The sequence below is a fragment of the Guyparkeria sp. TX1 genome, from assembly GCF_046523965.1.
In the GTDB taxonomy this organism is placed as follows: domain Bacteria; phylum Pseudomonadota; class Gammaproteobacteria; order Halothiobacillales; family Halothiobacillaceae; genus Guyparkeria.
Genome location: NZ_CP144142.1, coordinates 276,367 through 300,000, shown reverse-complemented (window position 1 = coordinate 300,000; position 23,634 = coordinate 276,367). Strand labels below are relative to the sequence as shown.

Genomic DNA, 23,634 nt, shown 5'->3' with positions numbered 1-23,634 from the left:
AATCATGGGAGACACACGGCGGGTGCTAACGTCCGTCGTGGAGAGGGAAACAACCCAGACCGCCAGCTAAGGCCCCCAAATGTGTGCTAAGTGGGAAACGATGTGGGAAGGCAGAGACAGCCAGGAGGTTGGCTTAGAAGCAGCCATCCTTTAAAGAAAGCGTAATAGCTCACTGGTCAAGTCGGCCTGCGCGGAAGATTTACCGGGGCTCAAGCACACTGCCGAAGCTGCGGATGCCGTAAGGCATGGTAGAGGAGCGTTCCGTAGGCCGTTGAAGGTGGACTGTGAGGTCTGCTGGAGGTATCGGAAGTGCGAATGCTGACATGAGTAACGATAATACGAGTGAAAACCTCGTACGCCGAAAGTCCAAGGTTTCCTGCGCAACGTCAATCGGCGCAGGGTGAGTCGGCCCCTAAGGCGAGGCTGAGAAGCGTAGTCGATGGGAAGCAGGTTAATATTCCTGCACCGACCGTTATTGCGATGGGGGGACGGAGAAGGCTAGGCCAGCCGGCAGTTGGTGTCCGGTTTAAGCCCGTAGGTGGATCTCTTAGGCAAATCCGGGAGATCAACACCGAGAGGTGACGACGAGTTCCCAAGGGAACGAAGTGGTTGATGCCATGCTTCCAGGAAAAGCCTCTAAGCTTCAGATAACGGTTGACCGTACCCTAAACCAACACAGGTGGACTGGATGAGAATTCCAAGGCGTTGAGAGAACTCGGGTGAAGGAACTAGGCAAAATAGCACCGTAACTTCGGGAGAAGGTGCGCCCCCGTTAGGTGATCGGACTTGCTCCGTTAGCCGAAGGGGGTTGCAGTGACCAGGCCGCTGCGACTGTTTATCAAAAACACAGCACTCTGCAAACTCGAAAGAGGACGTATAGGGTGTGACGCCTGCCCGGTGCCGGAAGGTTAATTGATGGGGTTATCTTCGGAGAAGCCCTTGATCGAAGCCCCGGTAAACGGCGGCCGTAACTATAACGGTCCTAAGGTAGCGAAATTCCTTGTCGGGTAAGTTCCGACCTGCACGAATGGCGTAACGATGGCGGCGCTGTCTCCACCCGAGACTCAGTGAAATTGAAATCGCTGTGAAGATGCAGTGTACCCGCGGCAAGACGGAAAGACCCCGTGAACCTTTACTACAGCTTTGCACTGAATACTGAACCTACTTGTGTAGGATAGGTGGGAGGCTTTGAAGCCAGGACGCCAGTTCTGGTGGAGCCAACCTTGAAATACCACCCTGGTATGTTTGGTGTTCTAACCCAGGTCCGTTATCCGGATCGGGAACCGTGCATGGTGGGTAGTTTGACTGGGGCGGTCTCCTCCGAAAGCGTAACAGAGGAGCACGAAGGTTGGCTAAGCACGGTCGGAAATCGTGCGGTTAGTGCAAGAGCATAAGCCAGCTTGACTGTGAGACAGACACGTCGAACAGGGTCGAAAGACGGTTCTAGTGATCCGGTGGTTCTGTATGGAAGGGCCATCGCTCAACGGATAAAAGGTACTCCGGGGATAACAGGCTGATACTGCCCAAGAGTCCATATCGACGGCAGTGTTTGGCACCTCGATGTCGGCTCATCACATCCTGGGGCTGAAGCAGGTCCCAAGGGTATGGCTGTTCGCCATTTAAAGTGGTACGCGAGCTGGGTTCAGAACGTCGTGAGACAGTTCGGTCCCTATCTGCCGTGGGCGTTGGAGATTTGAGGGAATCTGTCCTTAGTACGAGAGGACCGGGATGGACGAACCTCTGGTGTTCCGGTTGTCACGCCAGTGGCACTGCCGGGTAGCTAAGTTCGGATTGGATAACCGCTGAAAGCATCTAAGCGGGAAGCCAACCCCAAGATGAGATCTCCCCGGGGCTTCGAGCCCCCTGAAGGGCCGTGGAAGACCACCACGTTGATAGGCGGGATGTGGAAGTGCAGTAATGCATGCAGCTAACCCGTACTAATCACCCGTGCGGCTTGACCATATAACGCCAAAGCGACACACACGGATACCCCGTACATACCGCATTCACTTTACTGCCGTCCGGCTCACGCCGGGCGGCTACCCCTTCGCCTGGCGTCCATAGAGCGGTGGAACCACCTGTTCCCATCCCGAACACAGCAGTGAAACGCCGCATCGCCGATGATAGTGTGGGGCCTCCCCATGTGAAAGTAGGTCAACGCCAGGCTCCCAATTGAAAGCCCCGTCGCAGCATTAGCTGGACGGGGTTTTTCTTGTGCGGCGTGAGTTGCTTTCTTCGTTTTCCTAAGGACTTCTCGGCCTCCGCGGTCACCAGAGGCCAGTTCTGTGGGTTGGGCTTTAGCCCAACAGTCCACGTCGGAGAGCCTCCCGATTCCACTTAGTGCCGGAAGGGTTGGGTAGAGCGGAGCCCTGTAGGCATATTCCTACAATCTAAACCGTAAACTCCTACAGCATATTAGGAATATGCTGATATGCATGTGGGATCGGCCCGCGTAAGGTACAACCATCCCACGTGTACAAGGAGGTAGGATGATGAAAGGACTCACCCATTCCGTACGCGCGGCCGCCATCGGTGCCGCGCTGTTACTCGCCCCTCCGGCATTCGCTGCGGAGCCGTTGAATATCAACGAGGCATCCAAGGCGGAGCTGGTTACCCTCAACGGCATCGGCCAGGTCTACGCCGAGCGCATCGTGGAATACCGCTCCGAGCACGGACGCTTCGAGTCGGTCGACCAGCTTGCCGAGGTCGAGGGTATCGGTGAGAAAACCATCGCGACAATCAAGGATGAGGTCGCGGTGGGCGAATAACGGTTTCGCAGCCAAGTGGAATCAGGGCCCCGGCATCTGCCGGGGCTTTTTGCGTTTGCTTGTTTTGTGATCCCAGCCTTAAAGTTCTGCGAAACAGTGTGTCAACTCGTGACAGTAGGTGCTCGGTGCGCGTCGGGACTTGACGCAGGGCTGGCGGCGACACGTCGCATACCCCATGTCCGCCGGCCCTGGCATGCCGTTTGCGATAGCTGGCACGGGGCGTGCTTGCGTATAAGGGGCCTATGGGCCAGGAGGCCCGGTTGATCAACGCTCCAAAGGAGAATTTCACGAATGATGAAGCAAATGAACAAGCAGGTTCAGAAGGGTTTTACCCTGATCGAGCTGATGATCGTCGTGGCGATTATCGGTATCTTGGCTGCCATCGCGCTGCCGGCATACCAAGATTACACCGCTCGTGCGCAGGCGTCCGAGGGTTTCACCTCCACTGCGGGTCTTCGTGCAGACATCGCTGTGTTTTCCTCTGAGAATGGCACATTGACAGGTGTCGGTAGCGATTCTGCCATCACCACTGCGGCTAGTGAGCTGAACGGGAAGTATTTCAGCACTGTTGCGGTTGCTACTGACGGCACCGGTACGATCACGGTGACTTTTGATGACGGTGTGCTTGCTGGTATCACTGATTCGAACTTGACAATTACACCTAACGTTGAGACGTCGGGCCAGATCTCCAGTTGGGATTGTGATGGTTTGGAAGATAAGTATCTTCCGAGTGCATGCCGACCGTAATTTCGCTTCACGAATAGCCGGCTAATAATTAAGAGCCGCCCCGTTGGGCGGCTTTTTTGTGTCAGCGCATCTCGAGCGCGGGTGGAACATCTCCTTACGTTCGTGTTTCGGGACTACTTTGTCGCGGTGGATGGAATCAGGTACCTGGGGTGGAAAAGGGGGTCAGGGGTAATTCGCCTTAAAGGGGGGAGGGGCTCGTTCACGTGTTGGTGGCGAGTGTCCGAATCGATGAGATAACCCCGGTTGTACCGGAATCAAGGCGTCTTCGAGTATTCCATTCTGCCCAGCACCGCGTTGGTCCTGACCTGCAATCCGCGTGCGTTGCGGTTGTCCTGGTAGAAGCGCGGATTGGGGAGCATGGCCGCCAGATGAGCAGCTTCCCAGTAAAAAAGGGGTCAGAGGCAATTAGCTCATAGCGACTGCGACCATCTCCAGTTTCCCCGTGATACGGAAAAGAGGTCAAAAGTCTTTGCCCGCCTCTGATGGCTCCGTTATTCGCTGACTCAAGGCGTCTTTGAGTATTCCATTCGGCCGAGCACCGCATCGGTCCTCACCTGCAATCCGCGCGCGTTGCGGTTGTCCTGGTAGAAGCGCGGGTTGGGCAGCATGGCGGCCAGACGGGCGGATTCGTGTCGGGTCAGGCCGCTGGCTGACTTGCCGTAGTAGTGGCGGGCGGCGGCCTCGACGCCGTAGAGCAGGTCGCCCCATTCGGCGTAGTTCAGATACAGCTCGAGAATCCGGCGCTTGCCCAGCACGCCTTCCAGCATCAGGGCGATCAGCGCTTCCTGGCCCTTGCGCCAAAGTGACTGGCCGGCGGATAGGAACAGGTTCTTTGCCAGTTGCTGTGTGATGGTCGATCCCCCGGCGACGATCTCGCCGGCTTCGAGGTTACGTTCCATGGCGTGACGTAAGCCCACCAGGTCGATGCCCCAGTGGTCCATGAAGCGGTCGTCCTCGGAGGCGACCACGGCACGGCGGGCGGCCGGACTGATGGCGTCGTAGGGCACGTAGATTTGTTGGGCCGTAATGTCCGGGCGAATGCCTCGCAGGAGTTCCAGGCGCTCGCGCATGAAGGCGGTGGTCTCAGGGTTGTTGTCCCGCAGGTGCCAGACCTGCACGAAGAACCATAGCTGGACCAGCAGGAAGGCGAGCAGCGCCAGCAGGATGATTCGCCAGATCCAGCGGCGGATGGGGCGATTGCGTTTGGATCGGCTCATGGGGGGGCGTGTTGCTAGGTATGGTGTTGGATGATCGGGCGAACAGTTTGCTGCCGCCGCCGTTCGGGGACAGCCGGACCCGTGGGAGTTTGCCCGGCAAATGAATCGCGCCCACGGCGCGAGTCCCGGCGGATCTATGTTGATCGATCGGAGCAAGGCACCTTGGTGTGAAGGTGGTATAGCTTTCGGGCGTTTATGAAGCTGCTTGTCTCCGTTTCGGCGAGGGTGACCACGCCCGAGCCACTTTCTATTGCTTGTCCAATAGAAAGTGCCCAAAGACAAGGACACCCCGGCGCCTTGGCCCTTCGGGCTTCCAGGGGGAAGGGCTGCGCGAATCCGATACCACTCTGGCCTTGCGAGTCGTTCGTGATCAAGGCGCGGCGTCGCTGGCGTGCCGATGGCCACGTCAAGACGGCGCAACGCCGAACGCGGGCGACTCGCAAGGCCCCGCAGGGCGCGTCTTGAGGCGGGCATCTGCTGCGTTGCCGTCCTTGGGAAGAGAATGACTCTTCCGCGGCGAACGGGCGCCTTGCATCTGCCCGCCTCAAGACGCGCAGAGCGGCATCGTATTCGTGCAGACCTTCCCCTTCACCGCTGACTTGCTGTCGGGCCCGGTTCGACGCGACGTCGTGTCGCGCGAACCTCGGAGCGGCGTCCCTGTCGCTCCGACCCGGCAATTCATCGGTGACGAGGCAAGGCGCGGGGGCCCCGGTGTGCCGGATTTGAACGGTGTGGTGGAAATCAGCCGCTTAAAAGGCTGAGAACAGCGGAGTCGCCCAGGCGGCTTTCGCCGGCGGGGCCCGATCCCACGACCGTGGGTATTACTTCACGCCGTCCTGGCCGAAGCGCTGGGCGAGTCGGTCGAGCTTTTCTTCCATGCTGAGGTTCTTCAGCGCCGGATCGGCCTGTTCTGACTTGCGCGATTCGCCGGACTTGTTCGGTCGACGGTCATTGCGGCGCTTGTTGCCTTCCTGTCCTGACCGTGCCTTGTCACCTTGGCCGCCATTGGCTGCCTTGCGCGGCCCCTTGTCTGCCGGTTTGCGGGGGCGGCGTGGCTTCTTCTCGCTGCCTTCTTCAGTTTCGCCCTGCTCGGCGCGCTTGGCGTCGCGGGCGGCGTGGATGGCCTTGATCTGTTCCTCGGCGTGGCCTCGTGCCTTGTCATCGACCGGTTCGGCCGGCTCGCCCTTGAGGTCGACGCGGTGCTCGGCGTTCTTCATGGCGATGTGGTACGACAGCCGCGAGGTGTAGAACTTCATCGCCGCGCGGATGGCCTTGGAGTTGAGCCCATCAAGCTCGGCCGGGCGATCGGCGAGGATCTGCTGGAGGATGCCGATGGCCAGCGGCTTGACCTGTTTCGGGTCGGAGGAAAACGCCTCCGGCCAAGCGGCCTCGAACTGCTTGACCGCCTCACGCGGGTGGACGCGCGGCTTTTTCGGCTGGTTCGCTGCCGCAGATTCTGCCTGAGGTTGGGGCTGGTCGCCCTGCGCGCTGTCGGATTGGCCTTCGGCCACGGTTTGTTCGGCCGGCGCGGTTGCTTCCTGGCTGGCCTCTGGGGTGGTCTCGACCGCGTCGGTGCCGGTGGTTTCCGGTTTCGGGTCGGTGGCCTGATGCTCGTCTGCGGTCATGTCGTCGGTCGCTGGCTTGGCGTAAATTGGGAAACTCTGCACGAATCGGATAGCGCCCTGGCTTGGCGAGCCGTTCGAGAACAAGGCGCGCGGAGCATTATCGGATTCGTGCAGAGCTTCCATGACCGGACCTGCCGCCGCTCATGGTGGCGGACAGGCTAGTCCGGCAAAGGGTGAATCTTAACGGTTTAGCTGGCCGCCGGCCACAACGCCGAGTGGCGGCGTGACCGGTTGTCAATTGAGGATGTCGTAGACAATGTCGCTGACGACGTTGCCGGCGGTGTCGGCGATCACCACGTCGGGGCCCACCCGGTAGTAGCGCATGTGGTCCGGCAGCGGAGAGAGCTGGCGCACCAGTTCGCGCGGCAGGCGCTCATATTCCACATCACGTGGCGGCCACGTTGAGCCGCGCTCGAGCCGCTTGGCATGCCCCGGCGGGACCTTGCCCTGTTTGGCCAGGCCCGGCGGCAGGTTGCGGCTGTACCAGTCCTGAATGTACGTCCGTTCGCGGGTGGAGATATGGTAGCGCGAGGTGTTGCGTTCACGCTCGGCGTGGCGCTCCGGCGGGTTGGCCATGCCTTGTTTCTCCGCCTTTTCCGGCGCGCCCTGTGCCTTCTGCGGTTGGCCGGCGTGCTCCGGCGGTTGGGCCATGGCGTTGGCCTGGCCGATCACGAGGGCCGCGCCCGTCGCGACCAGTATTCGTCCAATACGTCCTTTCATGCCGTTACTCCCGGTCGTTGTCGGCTCGCTCCAGTATAGAAGACGGGACCTGCCTTGGCCTGAGAGGTTCCCGCCTCGCGCGGCCTTACTGGTCGAGTCGACGAATGGTGTGCCGCGCGCGCCACAGTAGCCACAGACCGGGCAGGGCGGCCAGGAAGGTGAGGAGGAAGAAGATCGTCCAGTCGACGGCCTCGACGATGAAACCGGCGGTCGGCCCGAGATAGATGCGCCCCAGCGCGGCGATGGCCGAGAGCAGGGCGTACTGGGTGGCGGAGTATTCCTTGTCGCAAAGCGCCATCAGGAAGGCGACGAAGGCGGCGGTGCCCAGTCCGCCGGCGAAGTTCTCCAGCGAGATAACCGCCACCATCAGCCCGTAGCTGTTCCATTCGTACAGCCAGGCGTAACCGAGGTTGGTGATCGCCTGGAGCACGCCGAACAGCATCAGGGCGCGGAACAGGCCCAGCTTGACCATCCACAGCCCGCCGAACAGCCCGCCGATAATTGTCGCGATCAGCCCGGCGCCGTTGTTGATCAGGCCGACATCGGTGGCGGTGAAGCCCGCGCCGCGGATCAGAAAGGCGGTCGTCAGCGTGCCGGCGAAGGCATCGCCGAACTTGTAGAGAATGACCAGGAAGATCAGCGCCCAGGCCTCGGGGCGGGAGAAGAATGCCTTCATCGGCCCGATGACCGCTTCGCGCATGGTCTGCGGTGCAAGATCGCGCGTGTCCTTCTCCGGGGCGAACCAGGCCGTGACCATGCCCACGCCCATCAGTGCCGCCATGATGGTGTAGGTCAACGGCCAGCCGATGTGGTCCCCCATCACCAGTGCCGCCGAACCGGCGACCAGCATGCCGATGCGGTAGGCCATGACGAATACCGCCGCGCCGAGCCCGCGTTCGGGAGCGTCGAGGGTATCGGTACGCCAGGCGTCGATGGCGATGTCCTGCGTGGCCGAGAGGAAGGCGACCATCAGGGCGAAGATCGCGATCTGCCAGATCTGCGTCTGGGCATCGCTGATCGCCAGGCCCAGCAGCCCGACGGCGATCAACACCTGGGTCAGCAGTATCCAGCCGCGGCGGCGGGCGAAATGGCCCACGGCGAAGCGGTCGAGGATCGGTGCCCAGAGGAACTTGAGCGTGTAGGGCAGGCCGACCAGCGCGAACAGGCCGATGGTCTTGAGGTCGATGTCCTCCATCGTCAGCCAGGCCTGCAGCGTGCCGGAGGTCAGTAGCAGCGGCAGGCCGGAGGCGAAGCCCAAAAACAGCACAGCCAGCTGCTTGGGCGAGGTTGCCACGGCGTGCATGCGCTGTAGTCGAGTGCTCATCCGGTGCCTCGCGGACGGAAGGTGGGTTCAATCGCCCCGTTGGTCTGTCGGGCCAGCCCTTGGTTCAATAGCCACTCGATTGCCCGGTCGGCATCCCGCGCGAACCAGTCGCCCGGCGTGCCCACGCGAAAGGTGTAGCCCCAGGCCTGCATATCGGCCAGTGCCCGCTCGCGACCAAAGCCCTTGAGATGATCGGCCATCAGGATCTGCAGGTAGCAGACCGCCTCTTCCTCGATGTCATCACTGCCGGCATCAGTGTGTGCCGCGGCCCGCCGCGCCTCGTCCATGCAGACGATATGCGCGAACTCGTGCAGCGCCGAGTGCACCGCCGTGTCCGGGCGCACGTACAACGTCGAGCCGATAATGCCGGCCTCGTCGTCGCCCCAGAAGCTGCCCGGGATGGGTTCGCCCGGCGTCACCCAGACGAGCGGCAACCCGTAGCGCGCCACGAGCCGATCGAGTGCGCCCGACGGCAACGCCGACAAACGCAACACCGCCGCCTCGTCGATGATGACATCGTCGGGCGGCGGCGTGAAACCGGGCTTGATGGATTGGCGGGCGGACATGGGCGGGCATTGTGCCACGACTGTTCATCTTGCAGACGCTGGCTTCGGCCGCGTGCAGGTTGGCAGGAAAATGATGCCGATTTCCTCAAGTGCGAGTTCGTAAGAGTGATCGAGATGGCCCTTGCCTGATTTAGCTCCGTGATGTCAGGGGCTACAGCCGGTATCGCAGCGAAAGCGACAGTTCGTGGGAGCGGATTGCTACGCTCAGGGGTGAGGTTAGCTGCAGGTCATCACCGCGCTCATGCGCGTTACGGCTCGATTTCGCCTCGCCATAGTCGGCATAGGCATAGGAGGCATCCAGGGACATGCGCTCTCCAAGCGGGTAGACCGCACCCAATGTCGCCTTCCAGGCGAATTCACGGGCGGTATGGCTGTCGATCCTGGCGCTGTCGTTGGTGACGGTAAAGCGACCCATATCGTGTCGGGCGTATCCCGCCCCTAGGCCGATATACGTCTTGAGCGGCCAAGACGAATCCAATACGGCGGCCAGGTCCACGAGGCCGACTACCATGATCGAGGTTGTGTCCACCTCGGTGCGTCCCATCTCGCCCGAGGGGCTGCCGTCATCCTGATAGGGCCCACTCAAATTGAATCCACCGATGTGGTTCAGGGATATCTCCGCATCCAGCCAGTCGGTCAGGCGATACCCGATGCCGACCTGGTAGGCGAGCGAGTCGTCCGACTCGAACGCCACCTCGTCGGGCGGACCGGCGAGATCGCCGATGGTCGCTACCTCGTCCTGACTGTGTGCCCAGCCGATGCCGCCCTTGAGATACACATCGTTTTCAGCGAGTGCTGGGTTGCCGGCGGCGATTCCTGTTGCCGCAATCAAAGCAGTCGGCAATTTTTTCATCATCGATCACTCCTTGATCGATTGTTTGAGACGCAGAAAGCGTCATGGTTTGACCGTGGTTCCCTTGTACTCGGTCTGCCTCGTTTTTCGGTTGTCCAGACGGAGCCGACTGCAGTTGTCAGCCGTGGGCACGCGTGAAAAATAGCTCGAATCCGCGCGATGCCGCCAGCGAGCGCAATTCTTCTGTTTTATTTGCACCCGCCGCTAGGCAGACCTCGCGCGCATACGGGGTTTCGGGGAGAGACTTCAGCGCCGCACGCAACAGCGCTGTGTTGTTGGCTTCGTTTCTACCGAAAACGAGCACGGGCCGCCCGTCGCGGTTGCTCAAAGCCGTCACAAGGGTGGCCGATGCTCGGGACTGACCAGCAAGGCCGTTGACGAGGGCGTTGGATAGCGGGTTATTCGCGACAGGTGCTTCGACCAGCAGGAGGTCTTTCTCGCTCTTTACCTGTTCCAGGCAGGCGGACAGATCGTCTTTCATGGAATGGGCAGGATGACTGGTGCCTGTTGTGGAACAGCCGCTCACCGTTGTGGCGAGTGCGAGGCAGGCAAGAACTTTCTTCATCAGGTTCACTCCTTTGAACGTGCTGACGTGAGTTAGCTTTAGAGGAGCTAGTCGCTCCGAGGGACTTTGGTGAATATCGTCGGGCCGGTGTCTTTCTGTGGATATGGCTGCGCGTCAGCTATATTCCGCCATGTGGCCTTTCTGTTTCGTTGTTGGCGATAAACATGTATATCGCCTCCTTTTGATTTTTTTATTACCCGTTCTCCGTAGACTATTGAGGTGTGGCCGCCCGACTCTGGGTGGGGCGTTGGATCAGATTTGAATCTATATATTAATGAGTTGTTTGAGCACCCGGTCATGATGCCGTCAAAAACCACGGATGAAGTGATGGTGCGATTCTCATTTTGAGCTTCTATGGTCGCTTTCCCTTGCATGGAATGTATCGTAATAAGTATTTTTTCGTCTTTGTGCTCCAGGTAGTGTTCCCTGTCCAAATATAGACTCGGGGATCCGGTCGGCAGGATCTTTCGGTAAGATTCTCCTTCAGGGGGGGCGACGTACTTTCCCGAAAGGTTTGGGCAGCCGTGAGTCGATAGTTCACTGGGGCTCCAGTCCAGGTCGTCTATCGCTGGAGGGGTGTATAGATGGCTGCACCCCGTACCCCCTAAAAACAGGGCGAGTAAAGTGAAAATATTTTTTGGCCTAATGCAATTAATTCTCATTATTTATCTTCCATGTCGCTCGATTTCTGAGTGGGCTGCGCCGCAAGCGACAGGTGCCTGAGAACAGAGGGTTGCGAGCCCGAAAGGAGCCGCTAGTGCGACATTAATGCTGTTCCAGGCCGCTATTCCCCAAATGCCTGCGGCGGTGTTAATGTTCCCATTCGCCCCATAATAGTGTGAGCTATTAAGCCAATCATGCGGCCCTGCAAAAGATTCCACCAAGATGTCTAAAAACGATCCGGCCTCGTAAGGCACCTTCATATTGAACATGCCGAAGACCCCGCCCCCTCCTTGCAGTCCTCCAAGTGGGCTCTGTGGGAGGCTGGCTAGAAGGTTGGCTGTTGTTAGCGGAGTTGCCCCGTCGGCCATTTTTAGCCCGTTCGGTATAAAAACTTTTCCGTTGTCTGCAATAAATCTTTTGTTGAATGAATCGATTTTATCGTTGCATAGGTCAGGTGCTGCTTCGCACACGGAGCTGACGTTAATCCTTCCCCCGCCAAGTTTCACGTTGTCACCGTCGACTCCGACGCTACTTCCGCTGATGTTTGATATGCAGTCATGGTTGGCGTCGCAGATGCCGGAAAACTTTTTAGACGAATTTAATTGATTTTGGCGCAGTATGTGTGAAGTCCATTGCAATCCCGACATCGTGGCTGACTCAATGGCTCCCTTCCGGCAGCTTTCGTTAGATAACCGACCCTTTGCGCAACCGGAAGCTGCGCTGACTGCGAAGCGCTCTACTCCGTAAGAATTTCCGAATCCGGTGTTGATCCCGGCAGATAACATGCTGGATACGGTTGTTCGCAGAGTTTCTTCGTCTCCAATTTCGTTCAGAGCTTTTGTGATGTCTCCTTCGTTGTTGATGAAGCTGATTGACGCCTCGGTCGCCAAATTGGTCACCGCGGCCTCGACAATTGATGCGGCAATAGTTCCGGTCGTGGTGGTGGCGGCTCCAGTGCCAGCAGCGGCATTGACGATGCTCGTTCCTGCCCCGGCTGTGAAATAGGTCACTAACGCGGCCACAACGGTCGAGGCCGCTGGCGTGAGCCCCTGCTCGTCGTACGACCAGTGTTCGTGGGCCTCTTTGACCGCTTGCCAGTCGACTTGGTCGGTTAACGAGGGGGTGTCGCGCAAGGCTCGGAGCCAGTCCATGCCAGTCGTCCGGGCCAGTGTCTCGATGGGGTCGTGCGACGTTATGTCGGCGGTGACGCGGTCGCCGGCCCCTAGCTTGACTCGTTCGGCGTTCAGCCGGTTGTAGTGGATTTGCTCGTGGTATCGACCCTCGCCCTCGGCACCTTGCCACGCGAGATCCTCGTGCGTCTCGTCCCGTCGATGGAAGGTCTCGGTGGTGAGGGTGCCGAAGTACAAATCGCCGGCGGCATCAATGCGGACGCCGGCTTGCTCCGTTTCGTCACCAGTCGCCTCGATCCGCACGGCGGCGAGATCGATATCGTCTTGCATGCTGCGGATAGTGACGTTGCGGCCGTTGATCGTGGCCGGCACGAGCGTGGATTCGCTGTCTACCTGTTCCGCCGCGGTGTCGTAGCCGACGCCCTGACCGGGAGTGAACATACCGGTGAGGTCGCGCCAGCTGACGCCAGTCTTCTCGTGGCTTTCGTCGCGGGTCGCTGACAGCTTGTCGCGGGCGCTGCGGACGTGGACTTGGCCGCCGTTGATGTCGACGCCCCCGTCGGAGGATTCGAGTCGGGCCGCGGTGACGTCTATAAGCCCGTTGGTCAGAAGAGAGACGCCCTCGCGTCCGCTCAGGGTGCTGCCGTTGGCGGTCAGTTGACGCCGCTCAGCGTCGAGCGAGTCTTTGGCGCCTTCGGGCAAGCCAGTGGCAAAGGCCCAGGTGCTCTTCCGTTCGAGTCGGGCCGCCTTGGTGCGGGTGCTGTCCTGGGTGGTGGTGAGCAGAATGTGCTGCCCGGCGAGATCTAAGCGCCCGGCGTCGGCGGAGATGCGGCTGCCGTCGACGACCACGGCTCCGCCATCGGCCGGGATGATCTCGGCTAGGCCGGCGAGTAGCGTGACGTCGCCCTGCCGGCTGTGTAGGGATGAGGCGACATGGTGGATCTGTTGCTCCTCCCTCGAAAAGGTTCTCCGCGAGCGGTTATACCCGCTCGTCGTGAAGCCGGATCTTTGCTTGTCACTGACGTGGCTTTCCTCGTGACGTTCTTCGCCGGCCAACAACCGGATGTCGTCCCCGGCCAGCACCGAGAGGTCGTGAAGAGCGTCGACATGACTGCCCTGTACGGCGATGTCTTGATCGGCGGAGAGTCGCACGGCGCCCCCGCTCAGTCGGGACGCCTGGCTCCGGCGATGGTTGGCGGTTTCGTGCGAGATAGCGACGGTGCTCGAGGCCCAACTGTCGTCCTCGAGTCGGTGAGCTTCCTCCCAGTGGCGGGTCGCCTCACCGTCGGCCAGTTGGATGTCGCGGCGCGCGGTCAGCGTGACGGTGTCGTCGCCGCCGTCGATGTTGGCGGCTCGTCCGGAGAGATCGCGTCCGGCGATCAGCTTGAGATCGCTCTGGGTGTCGATGACAGCCCCGACCTCGCGGCGAGTGCCTTGGGCAAGCCGGTTGTCCGCGTCCCAGGTGATCGACTCGTCGTGCCCCTCGGTGGTTGTGGTCAGGCGCAGGTCGCGTCCGGCGGACAGGGTGGTGGCTCCGTCGCCGTCGTGTGTGACCTCGGCGGCTTGCAGTGTCAGGTCGCGCCCGGCGGTGACGGTCAGCTCGCCGTCGCCGGTAACGGCGATGCGACCACGGTCGACGATCTGGTCGCGGGAAAAGTGGTTGGTGCCGTCGCGAATTTCGTCGCGGCGGGTGTCGGCTTCGACTGTGATGTCCCGCCCGGCGGCCAGGGACAAGGTCCGTTGCCCGCGAATCTCGCCGCCGCGTTGCTGGATGTCGGTGCCGGCCGCGAGGTGGGTGCGATTGGCCTCGATGGTGCCGCCGAGGTTCTCGATGCGGTTGGCGGACAGGGTAAGCGTGTCGCGTGCGGCGAGATCGCCCCGATTGGTGGCGCTGCCGTCGACGGCGACTTGGAGCTGCTGGGCGGCGATGCGTCCCGAGTTGCCGGCTGGCCGGGGCGCACCATCGGCGAGGTGCAGGCGCGGGATGAGGACCTCTCGGCTTTGCCCGTCGATGCTGACGTCCTGCTCTTCCAGCCAGACGATGTCGGCGGTGAGTTGCGCGAGTTGCTCGGCTTTCAGGCGTACACCCGGTGTCAACTCGAGATCCTTGCCGAGGGTGATGCCGGCGTCGATCAGGGCGCGGAACTGGGCCTCGTCATCGGCAAAGCCTGCGAGGCGGCGTTGCCCGGTTTGTTCGATGACCTGCTCGCGAACGAGTGCCTGCTCGTAGAAGGCGTCGCCGAGACGTTTCTGGGTGTAGGCGGGGTCACGGGCCAATGCGTCGAGCATGGCCTGCGATCCGTACCACTGGCGGTAGCTGGCGAAACGCGGATCGGTCTCGACCAGGGGCGCGTTGGGATTGTCGAGTTTGAGTCGAAACAGACTCGCTTGCGGCAACTCGGGCAGTGGCGACCCCGAACCACTTGCGGGCGACGGCAGGGTGGGGGCTAAAGAGTTTGCACCGGCCCGCTCGGTATAGGTGACGGTCGGCAGGTCGTAGCGGGCGCTGTATACCGGGGCGGGGTTGTAGGCGGAGGTGCCGTGCCACTCGCGGCAGTGATCCGAGCCGAACGTGCCGCAGGATTCCACGGTGGTGAAGCTCGCCGTGCCGCTTCGCCGGGTGATGTCCTGGCCTTGGGTGGCGCTGTTGTCGAGCTCGCCGAGCTCTGCGTGTAGCTCGCCACCAGCGATGATCTGGCTGTCGGTGTTAACGAGCTTGTCACCGACGAGGGTCATGTCATCGCCGGCGCGAATCACAGCCGGCTCGGTCCGAACCACCTCGGTGTGCGAGGTGATGGCGGTGGTCCGGAACCAGGTGAAATCGGAAATCTCGTGTGGGTAGCCCTGACACCAGACGTTCTCGTCATAGAGGTTGCTGCAGGCGACGGCATCGAAGGTGCGCTGGCTTCCCCTGAGCTGTATCCAGGACTCCCGGACCGGCGCCTCGTCGACCTGCGCTGTCACCAGCCCGGCATTGCGGTTCTCGATTCGATCGGCCTCGATCGCAAGGACCCCCAACGCCTCGATGGTCGAGCCGTCGTTGAGCAGGTGCCCGGCCGGGGCGCCCTCGCGGCCGGCAATGGCCATGTCGCCGACGCTAAGGATCAGGGCCTCATCTCGATTTTCGAGCGTGTCGATGGTCAGCCGCATCTGGTCACGGGCGGCGAGGGTGGCGGCTTGGGTATCGTCACCGAGATTGCGCAACGTTGCGGCGGTGATCGATAGATCGGTGCCGTAGAGTCGGGCACCCGGGTGGTTGATGACGTGGGTTGCCGTGAGGCTGACCTGTCCGCCATCGATCAGGCCGTGATTGTCGAGCCGTTCGCTAGCGTCGAGCGAAAGCTGTCCTGCGACGATTTTCCCGTCGGCGCGGTTGGTTACCCCGTCGGCTCGCAGGGTCGCGGCGCCCGCCGCGCTGAATGTGCCCGAGTTGGTCAGTTCGCCATCGATGTCGAGCGAGAGATCTTCGTCGGCAAGTAACTCGCCTTCGTGGTCATAGTCGCTAGCGACGTGGATCGTCAGATCGGTGGTCGACGACCAACGGCCGGCTCCCGAGAGGGTGATCGTGTCGAGTGTGAGGCCGTCTCCGGCCTGCAGCTCTCCGCCGGAGTTGTCGAGGGTGCGACTGCTTGCCTGAAGCGATCCAGCGGACCCGATTGTGCCGCCGGTGTTGTCGATGCGATCCGCTTCAAGGCCCATCGCCCGGCCGGCGAGAAGCAGGCCATCCTGATTGTCGAAAGAGCTCGCCGAGACATTGGCCTCTCTCCCAACCCGAATGCGTCCCGTCGCGTTGTCCAGGTCGGCGTCGAGCAGCAGATGCAAATCGTTTCCCGTCAGCAGCTCTCCCCGGTTGAGGGCGTTCGAGGCGGTTAGGTGCATCGAATCGACGGCGGTCAGGATCGATTGGTTGCTGAGTGTCGAGGCGACCTGTATTTCGAGCGTTCCATTGGCGTGGATCTCGCCCCTGTTGTCGAGCCGCCGGGCCGCTACGGTGATATCCCGTTCCGCGAGGATCTGGCCCTGATGGTTTGTCAATCGACCGTCGCTGACAAGCGTTATGTCTTCACCGGCCTGAAGCGTGCCGTCATTCTCGATTGAGCTGGCCGCAAGTGTCAGGTCCGCCCCGCTGCTGAGACGACCACCCTGATTGGTAAATGCCTTGGTGCTCGTCACCGTTAATTGGTCAGTTGCTTGCAGAGTGCCGTGGTTGTCGATCGACGACCCGTCTAATCGCGCGCGTGCTTCGGAATGCAGTATGCCTCGATTGACCAGCTGTCCGTCGGTCATGAGAATCAGGCCGGTGCTACCCGCCTGCAGGCTCCCCCGGTTGCGCACGCCCACGCCATGTTCGTTGGCGACCAGCCGTATCTTGTTGGCATACATCCCACCGAGTTGGCCCGTATCGATGCTCCAGTCGGGGGGCGGGAGGTCCGTGGCAGCCGAGCCGACCAACCGGCCTCGCAGGTCAAATTGGCCGACGCCGGTGATGACGTTGACCTCGTCGGCCCAGATGCCGGCATTGATCTCGATGGCTCGTGCGAGCAGGTCGGCCTGTGCCGTGCGGCTGGCATCCATGCCGTCGCCTTCGACGCGGATCCGGCCGCCGCGCACGTCCAGGCCGCTCCAACGACCGTCGTCGAACCGGGGCTTGCCGGTGGTCAGCATGGCGCGCTCGGCATTGATGAAACCGCAGCCGTTGCATGTGATGCCGGCGGGGTTGGCGATTACGAGGTCGGCGGGGTCGCCGCCGATTTCCAGGTAGCCCGCCAGTTGGCTGGGGCTTGCGGCGCGCACCTCGTTGAGGATCAGGTCTGCCGTGCCGCCGGCTAATGCCGGGTTGGCGCCGATCTGCCCGGCGAGGGTTGTGGCGCTGGTCTGCCGACCGTTGTTGAACACCACGCCGCGTTCGTCCACGTCGAGTTGTTGGTAGACGTTGTGCGAGACCCCGTCGGTACCAGGCGTGGTGATATCCACGACAGGCGTGCCGTTGCCGGACTGGTGGATGCTGGGACGATTCCCGCCATGGGCATCCGGATGCGAGCGGATCTCGCTGGCCGACAACGTCGGGGTCACGAGCATCGCGAGCATCAGTGTCCTCGCGGCGTGGCGTGGCAGTCGGGTATGAAGCTGGCGTGTCATGACGTGTCCTTGTCGTGCACTCGTGGTCGATATCAGAAGTGGATGCCGGCCTGAAAGCCGGCCTGCAGCCCGGGATCCGGATAGGCGGACGGCCGATCCATGGCGCGTGCCGCCCAGGCATCGATCCAGGTGTTTTTCCAGCGCCATTGCAGGCCGAACGCCGCCCCGACCAGATGCTTGCCGGGGAGATCGTTAGCCGACGCTCCGCCCACGCGCCCGGCGTCGAGCGCGAGGTACGGGTGCAGAGGACCGGCGAGTTCGAGGTGCAGCTCGTTGCGCCAGAACGCACCGCGATCGCCGCTGAGCAACAGCTCGCCACCAAAGCCACGCACTGAGTGGCGGCTGCCGATGGCGAATCGATCCTGCGGAATCAGGCGGGTGTGATTGAACTGACCTCGAATCCGCCCGCGGTAGCGAAGGGGATGCTCGCCCAGCACGAAGGGTGCGTCCAGCCGGGCGTCCAGCGTCGTGATGCGGGCTCGGGCGGTCCCTTCGCCAAAGTCCTCCTCGGGTGCCGGGTGGGCCCCAAGCATGCCGGTGCCCCAGCGGTGGTTCACCGCGAGATTCAACGTGGCTCGACCAAGGAAGTGTCGGTGGGCGACGCCCAGCGAATAGCCGGCCATGCGGCGTTCCTGCACGGTGATTCGGGTCTGGTCTATCGCATTGGAGAACGTCTGCAGCCACCCGGTCGCCTTGAGAGCCGTACGGCCGGCTTGAGAACGATGCACCACCCGGGAGATCTCGATTTCCTTTCGTTCGCCGGTGCCGCTGTAGCGGTAATTCCGGTCAAGGCCGGCGATCGTCTGGTAGTAGGAAAACCGGCTGGTGGTGGCGCCGAAACGCCAGTAACCGAACGGAGCGGAGTAGTGCATGGCGTACGAGTCGGAGCTTCCCGGGCGGTCTCGGTTTGCCAAGCCCAGATCACGAGTGACGCTCGCGTAGAACAGGCCGTTAAGGCCGAACAGGTGATCGCCGAATAGTGTCGCGGTGCCTAGGAACCGGCCGGTCGCGTCGCTGCCCGAATCGTCGATGGAGAGCGAGAGCCGCAGGGGAACGCTTTGTTGCCAGTCGACCACGATGTCGCTTTCGCCAGCCGCTTTGCCGGGTTCGATGGCGATGTCGGCGGTGACGCTGTCGAGCCGCTCCAGGTTTTCCAGCCCCTGCTCGAGGTCGCGCAGATTGAGCAAGGCCCCGCGGTGGGTGGGGAAGGCCGGGTGTGGTCGGGCGCGTTCGTCGGATCGGTCACTGGGGCGAATCGCACCGACCCGGCCGGGCAAGATCGTCAGTAATAGCTGGCCCCCGGCGAGCTCCTGGGGCGGTACGCTCACTCGGGTGGTGATCAGCCCCGCGTCGATCAGTTGCTGCTGGGCTTCGCGCACGATCGTGCGAATGCCCTGCCTGCCCAGACAGCGTCCGCGGTGCCAATCCAGATTGCTCAGGGCGTTCTGGAGGGCGCGCTCGAAAATCGGTCGAGGCTCACCGGACAGACGGATCCGGTCGATCTCGACACAGGGCGTTTCGTTGGCGGGGAGTCGGGAAGTGGGGCGCGTCTCGCGCGGCAAGCGCACGTCGGGGTCGGTTTCGAGCCGCTCGCGCAGGTCATGCTGTCGCTCCTGTTGGCGGAGCGACTCGTCGGTCGGGCTGGTGGCCTGCGCGGCGGCAGGCGGCGAGCCAGCTCCTGCCAGCAACACGGCGATCCATGCCATGTGCCGGCCGAAGCCGCCTCGGCGGCATCGGGGAAGTTCCACGTCTCTCGTCCTTGAGATGGTGTGTGGATGTTCAGTTGATGATGGGCAAGCTAATCAATCTGGTTGGCTTTGGCAAGTGCTGACCCGATAGGGTTTCTGGCCGGAAGTAAAATCGACATAATGCGAGCAGTTGCCGCATTGGCGCGGCGTTAAGCCATTCAGAGGTTCGCCTTGCACCCCCGCGAGGCGACGCGCAGCCGGGACGCTATGCCCATGCAGGACGGAGAAGTCATCGCCTCGGTGGACCTGGGGTCCAACAGTTTTCACATGCTGGTCGCCCGGGTCGAGGCGGGGCAGTTGCAGGTCATCGACCGGATGAAGGAGATGGTGCGCTTGGCCGGCGGGCTGGACGAGCACGGTTATCTCTCCAGTGCGGCGATCGAGCGCGGGCTGGACTGCCTGCGACGATTCGGGCAGCGCTTGTCGGGCATGCCCCGGGGGCGGGTGCGTATCGTCGGGACGAACACCTTGCGGGCGGCGAAGAATGGCGCGACGTTCATCCGCCGTGCGCAGCGGGCCATCGGGCACCCGATCGAAATTATCGGCGGGCGCGAGGAGGCGCGGTTGGTGTACCTCGGCGTGGCCCACAGCGACGTGCCGGCCGACGGTCGACGGCTGGTGATCGACATCGGTGGCGGCTCGACCGAGCTGATCATCGGTGAAGGTTTCGAGCCGGTGCGCATGGAGAGCGTGCCGCTCGGTTGCGTGCGGCTGACCAACGACCATTTCAGCGACGGCAAATACGACAAAACCCGCATGCTCAAGGCCGAGCGCCGCGCCGAGCTGGAGCTGATGAGCTACCAGCGCGCTTACCGCGAGCTGGGTTGGGCGCGTGCCGTGGGCAGCAGTGGCACGGCACGGTCATTGGCCACGGTGGCCGAGGCGAACGGCTGGGGCGATGGCAGCCTGACGCTGGCCGGGCTGGACGCGCTTCGCAAGGCAGTGCTCAAGGCCGGCAACCTCGGCAAACTCTCACTCGACGGATTGTCCGACGACCGCAAGCCGGTGTTCGTCGGCGGGTTAGTGGCGATGCGCGCGGTGTTCGAGGCACTCGGCATCGAGCGCATGGCGATCTCCGATGGCGCGCTGCGCGAGGGGCTGATCTACGACTGGGTCGAGCGCGAGGACTTCGACGACGTGCGCGACCTGACCGTCGGGCGGTTGCAGCGCATGTTCAACGTCGATGCGACCCACGCCGAGCGCGTGGCGTCGACCACCGCGGCCTTGTGGCGTCAGGTCGAGGAAAACTGGGGCGCGACCAGCGACGAGACCAGCGAGGCCTTGCCGTTGGCCACCTGGCTGGACGTCGCCGCGCGTGTCCACGAGGTCGGCCTGGCGATTTCCCATTCCGGCTACCACCACCATGGCGCCTACGTGCTGGAGCACGCCGACATGCCCGGGCTGACCCGAACGGCCCAGGCCGCGGTGGCCGCCCTGGTGCATGCCCACCGTCGCAAGTTCAAGCCATCGCGCTTCGAGTCGCTCGACGAGGACATGCGCCCGCTGGGGATGCGCCTGGCGGTCATCCTGCGCCTGGCCGTGCTGTTCCACCGCGACCGGGGCGAGGGCATTGCCCCCGCCCAGGTGAGCGCCAGGGCCGACGGCGACCAACTCGAGCTGACGTTCGCCTCGGGCTGGCTCGACGATCATCCGCTGACGGTGGCTGACCTCGAGCGCGAGCAGGCCTATATCGCCAACTGCGGCTTTCAGCTGCAATTCGGGTAGGCGGGGCGAGACATGACACGGACGGATCAAACGCGCGTTGGGGTTCACTGCGTGCTGCTCACGGCCTTGGTGGCCGCGGTGGCGTTGGCACTCATGCCGTCGCCGGCGATCGCCAAGAGTGTCGAGGGGCGCTTTGTCGCCTTCGGTCCGGGCAACTGGTCCTGTGCGGATGCCGTGGCGGTCGCCGAGGGGAATCATCCGGGCAGCCAGGGGCAGTTGGATGGCTTCATCGCCGGCTATCTCACCGCGAGCAACGTGATTCTTCGCAATACCTACGATATCCAGGCCGGCAAGCCCGCCTCCACGGCGAAGATGGCGGTACTGACCTTCTGCGCCGAGAACCCGGAGGTCGATCTCGCCAACGCGCTGGCCGTGCATACCCAACGCCAGTATCCCGATCGTCGTAGCGTGCCTCCTAGGCGTTGACCGTCGATGTTCGGCTATGCTCCCTGTCCACCTCGCAACAGGGAGCAAAGGAATGACTGCTTTTTCCTATTTTCTGGGTCATGGGGCAACCATGGCCCGACGCCTCACGCGCCTGATCACCCTATCGCTGGCCGCGACGGCACTGGCATTGTCGGCGCAGGGCGCGGTGCACGCCGATGACACTCAGCGGGTCGTTTACCACGTCGATTTTGCCGATCCCACCCGTTACTCCGCCACGCTCACCTCGATCAATAACCTGATCAACGATGCTGAGCAGAAGCTCCTGCCCTGGGACGTACACCTGGTGCTGGTCGGTTTCGGCATCCGGTTTGCCACCGACGATCCGCTGGAAGGCACGCCCTACGCGGCCGACGAGGCGCTCGACGAGCGCCGCGACGAACTCAAGGGACGACTCCAGACGCTGATTGACGTTCGCGAGGTCAAGGTGCATCTCTGTGACGTCACCCGCAACGAGATCGGCCTGTCGGAGGACAAGCTCTACGAGGGCATCGGCCTGGTGGGTTCCGGTGTGGCCAAGATCGCCGATCTGCAGCGTGATGGCTACGCCTATCTGAAGATCCAGTAACTTGGTTTGCCGGGCCCCTTTGCCTCGTGGCATTCAGCTGCTTGATGGGACGGCGTTCGGCGAGGCGAGTGCGGTCGTCCGGTCGGTATCTGAATCGGTTGGCTTTTCGTGGATGATCTCGATGATTTCGGCATCGTCGTTGAAATGCACGGTCACGATGCGCTGGTATTCGATCTCCCTAGCGTCTTCCGGGGAAATGTGGAATCGGTGCGCTAGCTCGTTGGCACTGACCGGTGGCGGCTCATGGCGTCGCTCGCGATTGTGAAAACGCAGCCAGTTGTAGCTTGCCCAGCCGATGAAAATCAGCCCGGCGCTAAGGATTACCAGCACGTAGACTTGCATAGCCTCGAGGGTGCCCATGGGATCGTCGAGGATGTAGCGCTCGAACAATCCAACGCCCAGCGCCCAGCCAATCAGGGCAATAAGTGGCGTGAACAGGTAGATCCAGACCACCCAGGCGACCAAGCTGACGAACTGGCCCACACGCCGCTTGCCGGTGGATTCCAAGTCGTTGCGTTCGATGATTTCCGGAACGCGGGGGCGGGAACGTTTCATCACCTCATTCCTTCGGTGGCCGCAGCCCACGATCGGGACTGACCCAGCGGGCCCGCTCGCCTGTCCGTTTAAGTATGGCCTTGGGTAGAGCCACCACGGTGGTGGTCATCGACAGGAGCCAGAAGGCCAGCGGATACCAGATCACCCAGAAGTAGTTGCGAAAGAAGCGTCGATCGATCTCGTAGCGCCGATCGATCATCAGGCTGACCAGAAACTGCAGCAGTGCGGTGATGCCGAGGATGACACCCGCCCACTGCGGGATGATGCTCGGGCCGCCCCAGCCCGATGGCAGGTCGACGATTACGCCTAGCAGGTAGATGACCAGTACAGCAGCCATGGCATAGGCCCAGAGGATGCTGACGATGTACTCGATGGCCACCGCCCAGAGCCGCCGCTTGGTCCACTTGAGCAGACTGCCGGAATGTCTGAGCACTGTTTCCACGCCGCCTTGGGCCCAGCGCAGACGTTGTCGCCACAGCCCGCGTAGCGTCTCGGGCATGTAGATATAGCACAACGCGTTGGGCTCGTAGCGGATGTCCCAATGGTCGAGCTGCAGCCGCCACGAAATGTCGATGTCCTCGGTGACCATGTCGCTGCTCCAGTAGCCGACACGGTCGAGTGCGGTGCGGCGAAAGCCGGCGATAACGCCAGAGACGGTGAAGATCCGTCCATAGACCCGTTGGGCACGCTTGATCAGGCCAATGGTCGCCGAGAACTCGCCCACCTGCAGCTTGCCCAGCAGGGTACTGCGGTTGAGGATGCGTGGATTGCCGGTGACCGCCCCAACGCGCGGCCCCGAGGCAAGATGGAACATCATCCAGGCCACCGCCTTGGGGTGGAGCAAGGCATCGCCGTCGATGCCGATCAGGAACTCGTGCTTGGCGGCAAGAGCGCCGGTGCGCAATGCGATGGCCTTGCCTTGGTTGGTCGCCAGGTGTACCACCCGCAGTCGCGGGTATTCCTCGGTCAATTCCTCGAGTATACGGCCGGTGTCGTCCTCGCTGCCGTCGTTGACGACGATGATCTCGAACTCCGGGTATTCGCTCGCGTGGGCGTAGTGGACGGTATCCCGAATGTCCGTGGCTTCGTCAAAGCACGGAATGATGATGCTGCAGGGCGGAGTACGTCCGCTCGGCGGCGGGTGGTCCGGGTCGCCATGCTTCCTACGTTCCCAGCGGAAGAAGTACCAAGTGCCGCCGATCATCCACACCCATGCCATTACCAGGGGGTAGAAGAACACGAAGTCGAGCAGCCAGTTGATGTTCATGCCCTGGCCC

The 23,634-nt window shown here is 62.2% G+C and carries 16 protein-coding genes and 2 rRNA genes (1 of these 18 only partly in view); 7 read left to right on the top strand and 11 right to left on the bottom strand.

The annotated features are described in order from the left end of the window. The 4 genes from VWP12_RS01440 to VWP12_RS01425 all read left to right on the top strand — a co-directional run. A 23S ribosomal RNA gene (locus VWP12_RS01440) occupies positions 1–1,962 on the top strand (it extends 917 nt beyond the left edge of the window). Between the two features lie 88 nt (positions 1,963–2,050). Continuing rightward, a 5S ribosomal RNA gene (gene rrf, locus VWP12_RS01435) occupies positions 2,051–2,166 on the top strand. Positions 2,167–2,489: 323 nt separating this feature from the next. Further along, on the top strand, positions 2,490–2,768 hold the full coding sequence (locus VWP12_RS01430; protein ID WP_410474292.1) for a ComEA family DNA-binding protein: 279 nt from the start codon (positions 2,490–2,492) through the stop codon (positions 2,766–2,768). A 303-nt stretch (positions 2,769–3,071) separates the two neighbouring features. Continuing rightward, entirely contained in the window at positions 3,072–3,515 is a 444-nt protein-coding gene (locus tag VWP12_RS01425) for a pilin (protein WP_410474925.1), read from the top strand. Positions 3,516–4,018: 503 nt separating this feature from the next. On the opposite strand, the gene mtgA is transcribed toward VWP12_RS01425, so the two are convergent. From mtgA to VWP12_RS01380, 9 genes are all read right to left on the bottom strand, one after another. Continuing rightward, on the bottom strand, positions 4,019–4,732 hold the full coding sequence (gene mtgA, locus VWP12_RS01420) for a monofunctional biosynthetic peptidoglycan transglycosylase (RefSeq protein WP_410474291.1): 714 nt from the start codon (positions 4,730–4,732) through the stop codon (positions 4,019–4,021). Between the two features lie 821 nt (positions 4,733–5,553). Next, positions 5,554–6,357 (bottom strand): ProQ/FINO family protein, encoded by an 804-nt coding sequence (locus tag VWP12_RS01415; RefSeq protein ID WP_410474290.1) that lies wholly within the window; start codon positions 6,355–6,357, stop codon positions 5,554–5,556. Positions 6,358–6,591: 234 nt separating this feature from the next. Then, positions 6,592–7,077 (bottom strand): hypothetical protein, encoded by a 486-nt coding sequence (locus VWP12_RS01410; protein WP_125199637.1) that lies wholly within the window; start codon positions 7,075–7,077, stop codon positions 6,592–6,594. A gap of 85 nt (positions 7,078–7,162) precedes the next feature. Beyond that, positions 7,163–8,401: an AmpG family muropeptide MFS transporter gene (locus VWP12_RS01405; RefSeq protein WP_410474289.1), complete on the bottom strand. Its 1,239-nt coding sequence runs from the start codon at positions 8,399–8,401 to the stop codon at positions 7,163–7,165. After that, positions 8,398–8,967, bottom strand: a complete 570-nt coding sequence (locus VWP12_RS01400) for a hypothetical protein (RefSeq protein ID WP_410474288.1) — start codon at positions 8,965–8,967, stop codon at positions 8,398–8,400. Before VWP12_RS01400 ends, VWP12_RS01405 begins: the two co-directional genes overlap by 4 nt. A gap of 151 nt (positions 8,968–9,118) precedes the next feature. Continuing rightward, positions 9,119–9,823: an outer membrane protein gene (locus tag VWP12_RS01395; protein WP_410474287.1), complete on the bottom strand. Its 705-nt coding sequence runs from the start codon at positions 9,821–9,823 to the stop codon at positions 9,119–9,121. 115 nt (positions 9,824–9,938) lie between these two features. Beyond that, complete coding sequence (locus VWP12_RS01390) at positions 9,939–10,385, bottom strand: hypothetical protein (RefSeq protein ID WP_410474286.1); 447 nt, start codon at positions 10,383–10,385, stop codon at positions 9,939–9,941. 665 nt (positions 10,386–11,050) lie between these two features. Beyond that, positions 11,051–17,266, bottom strand: a complete 6,216-nt coding sequence (locus tag VWP12_RS01385) for a filamentous hemagglutinin N-terminal domain-containing protein (protein WP_410474285.1) — start codon at positions 17,264–17,266, stop codon at positions 11,051–11,053. An 83-nt stretch (positions 17,267–17,349) separates the two neighbouring features. Beyond that, on the bottom strand, positions 17,350–19,065 hold the full coding sequence (locus VWP12_RS01380) for a ShlB/FhaC/HecB family hemolysin secretion/activation protein (protein WP_410474284.1): 1,716 nt from the start codon (positions 19,063–19,065) through the stop codon (positions 17,350–17,352). Positions 19,066–19,278: 213 nt separating this feature from the next. Between VWP12_RS01380 and ppx the strand changes: the two genes are divergently transcribed. Genes ppx through VWP12_RS01365 form a run of 3 tightly spaced genes read left to right on the top strand, consistent with a single transcriptional unit; the run spans position 19,279 to position 21,802 of the window. Beyond that, positions 19,279–20,790, top strand: a complete 1,512-nt coding sequence (gene ppx, locus VWP12_RS01375; protein ID WP_410474283.1) for an exopolyphosphatase — start codon at positions 19,279–19,281, stop codon at positions 20,788–20,790. Between the two features lie 12 nt (positions 20,791–20,802). After that, entirely contained in the window at positions 20,803–21,216 is a 414-nt protein-coding gene (locus VWP12_RS01370) for a hypothetical protein (protein ID WP_410474282.1), read from the top strand. Positions 21,217–21,268: 52 nt separating this feature from the next. Next, positions 21,269–21,802, top strand: a complete 534-nt coding sequence (locus VWP12_RS01365; protein WP_410474281.1) for a DsrE family protein — start codon at positions 21,269–21,271, stop codon at positions 21,800–21,802. Between the two features lie 33 nt (positions 21,803–21,835). On the opposite strand, the gene pgaD is transcribed toward VWP12_RS01365, so the two are convergent. Beyond that, complete coding sequence (gene pgaD, locus VWP12_RS01360; protein WP_410474280.1) at positions 21,836–22,357, bottom strand: poly-beta-1,6-N-acetyl-D-glucosamine biosynthesis protein PgaD; 522 nt, start codon at positions 22,355–22,357, stop codon at positions 21,836–21,838. A gap of 4 nt (positions 22,358–22,361) precedes the next feature. Further along, positions 22,362–23,624 carry a poly-beta-1,6-N-acetyl-D-glucosamine synthase gene (gene pgaC / locus VWP12_RS01355; RefSeq protein WP_410474279.1) on the bottom strand — a complete coding sequence of 421 codons (1,263 nt, stop codon included), beginning with the start codon at positions 23,622–23,624 and terminating at the stop codon, positions 22,362–22,364. Positions 23,625–23,634: the final 10 nt, after the last annotated feature.

Bases quoted from the DNA above. Each gene is read 5' to 3' on its own strand.
- VWP12_RS01415 (WP_410474290.1), bottom strand. From the start codon at position 6,357: ATGACCGCAGACGAGCATCAGGCCACCGACCCGAAACCGGAAACCACC.
- VWP12_RS01390 (WP_410474286.1), bottom strand. From the start codon at position 10,385: ATGAAGAAAGTTCTTGCCTGCCTCGCACTCGCCACAACGGTGAGCGGC.
- mtgA (WP_410474291.1), bottom strand. From the start codon at position 4,732: ATGAGCCGATCCAAACGCAATCGCCCCATCCGCCGCTGGATCTGGCGA.
- pgaD (WP_410474280.1), bottom strand. From the start codon at position 22,357: ATGAAACGTTCCCGCCCCCGCGTTCCGGAAATCATCGAACGCAACGAC.
- VWP12_RS01410 (WP_125199637.1), bottom strand. From the start codon at position 7,077: ATGAAAGGACGTATTGGACGAATACTGGTCGCGACGGGCGCGGCCCTC.
- ppx (WP_410474283.1), top strand. From the start codon at position 19,279: ATGCAGGACGGAGAAGTCATCGCCTCGGTGGACCTGGGGTCCAACAGT.
- VWP12_RS01365 (WP_410474281.1), top strand. From the start codon at position 21,269: ATGACTGCTTTTTCCTATTTTCTGGGTCATGGGGCAACCATGGCCCGA.
- VWP12_RS01405 (WP_410474289.1), bottom strand. From the start codon at position 8,401: ATGAGCACTCGACTACAGCGCATGCACGCCGTGGCAACCTCGCCCAAG.
- pgaC (WP_410474279.1), bottom strand. From the start codon at position 23,624: ATGAACATCAACTGGCTGCTCGACTTCGTGTTCTTCTACCCCCTGGTA.
- VWP12_RS01425 (WP_410474925.1), top strand. From the start codon at position 3,072: ATGAACAAGCAGGTTCAGAAGGGTTTTACCCTGATCGAGCTGATGATC.
- VWP12_RS01370 (WP_410474282.1), top strand. From the start codon at position 20,803: ATGACACGGACGGATCAAACGCGCGTTGGGGTTCACTGCGTGCTGCTC.
- VWP12_RS01430 (WP_410474292.1), top strand. From the start codon at position 2,490: ATGATGAAAGGACTCACCCATTCCGTACGCGCGGCCGCCATCGGTGCC.
- VWP12_RS01395 (WP_410474287.1), bottom strand. From the start codon at position 9,823: ATGATGAAAAAATTGCCGACTGCTTTGATTGCGGCAACAGGAATCGCC.
- VWP12_RS01400 (WP_410474288.1), bottom strand. From the start codon at position 8,967: ATGTCCGCCCGCCAATCCATCAAGCCCGGTTTCACGCCGCCGCCCGAC.
- VWP12_RS01385 (WP_410474285.1), bottom strand. From the start codon at position 17,266: ATGCTCGCGATGCTCGTGACCCCGACGTTGTCGGCCAGCGAGATCCGC.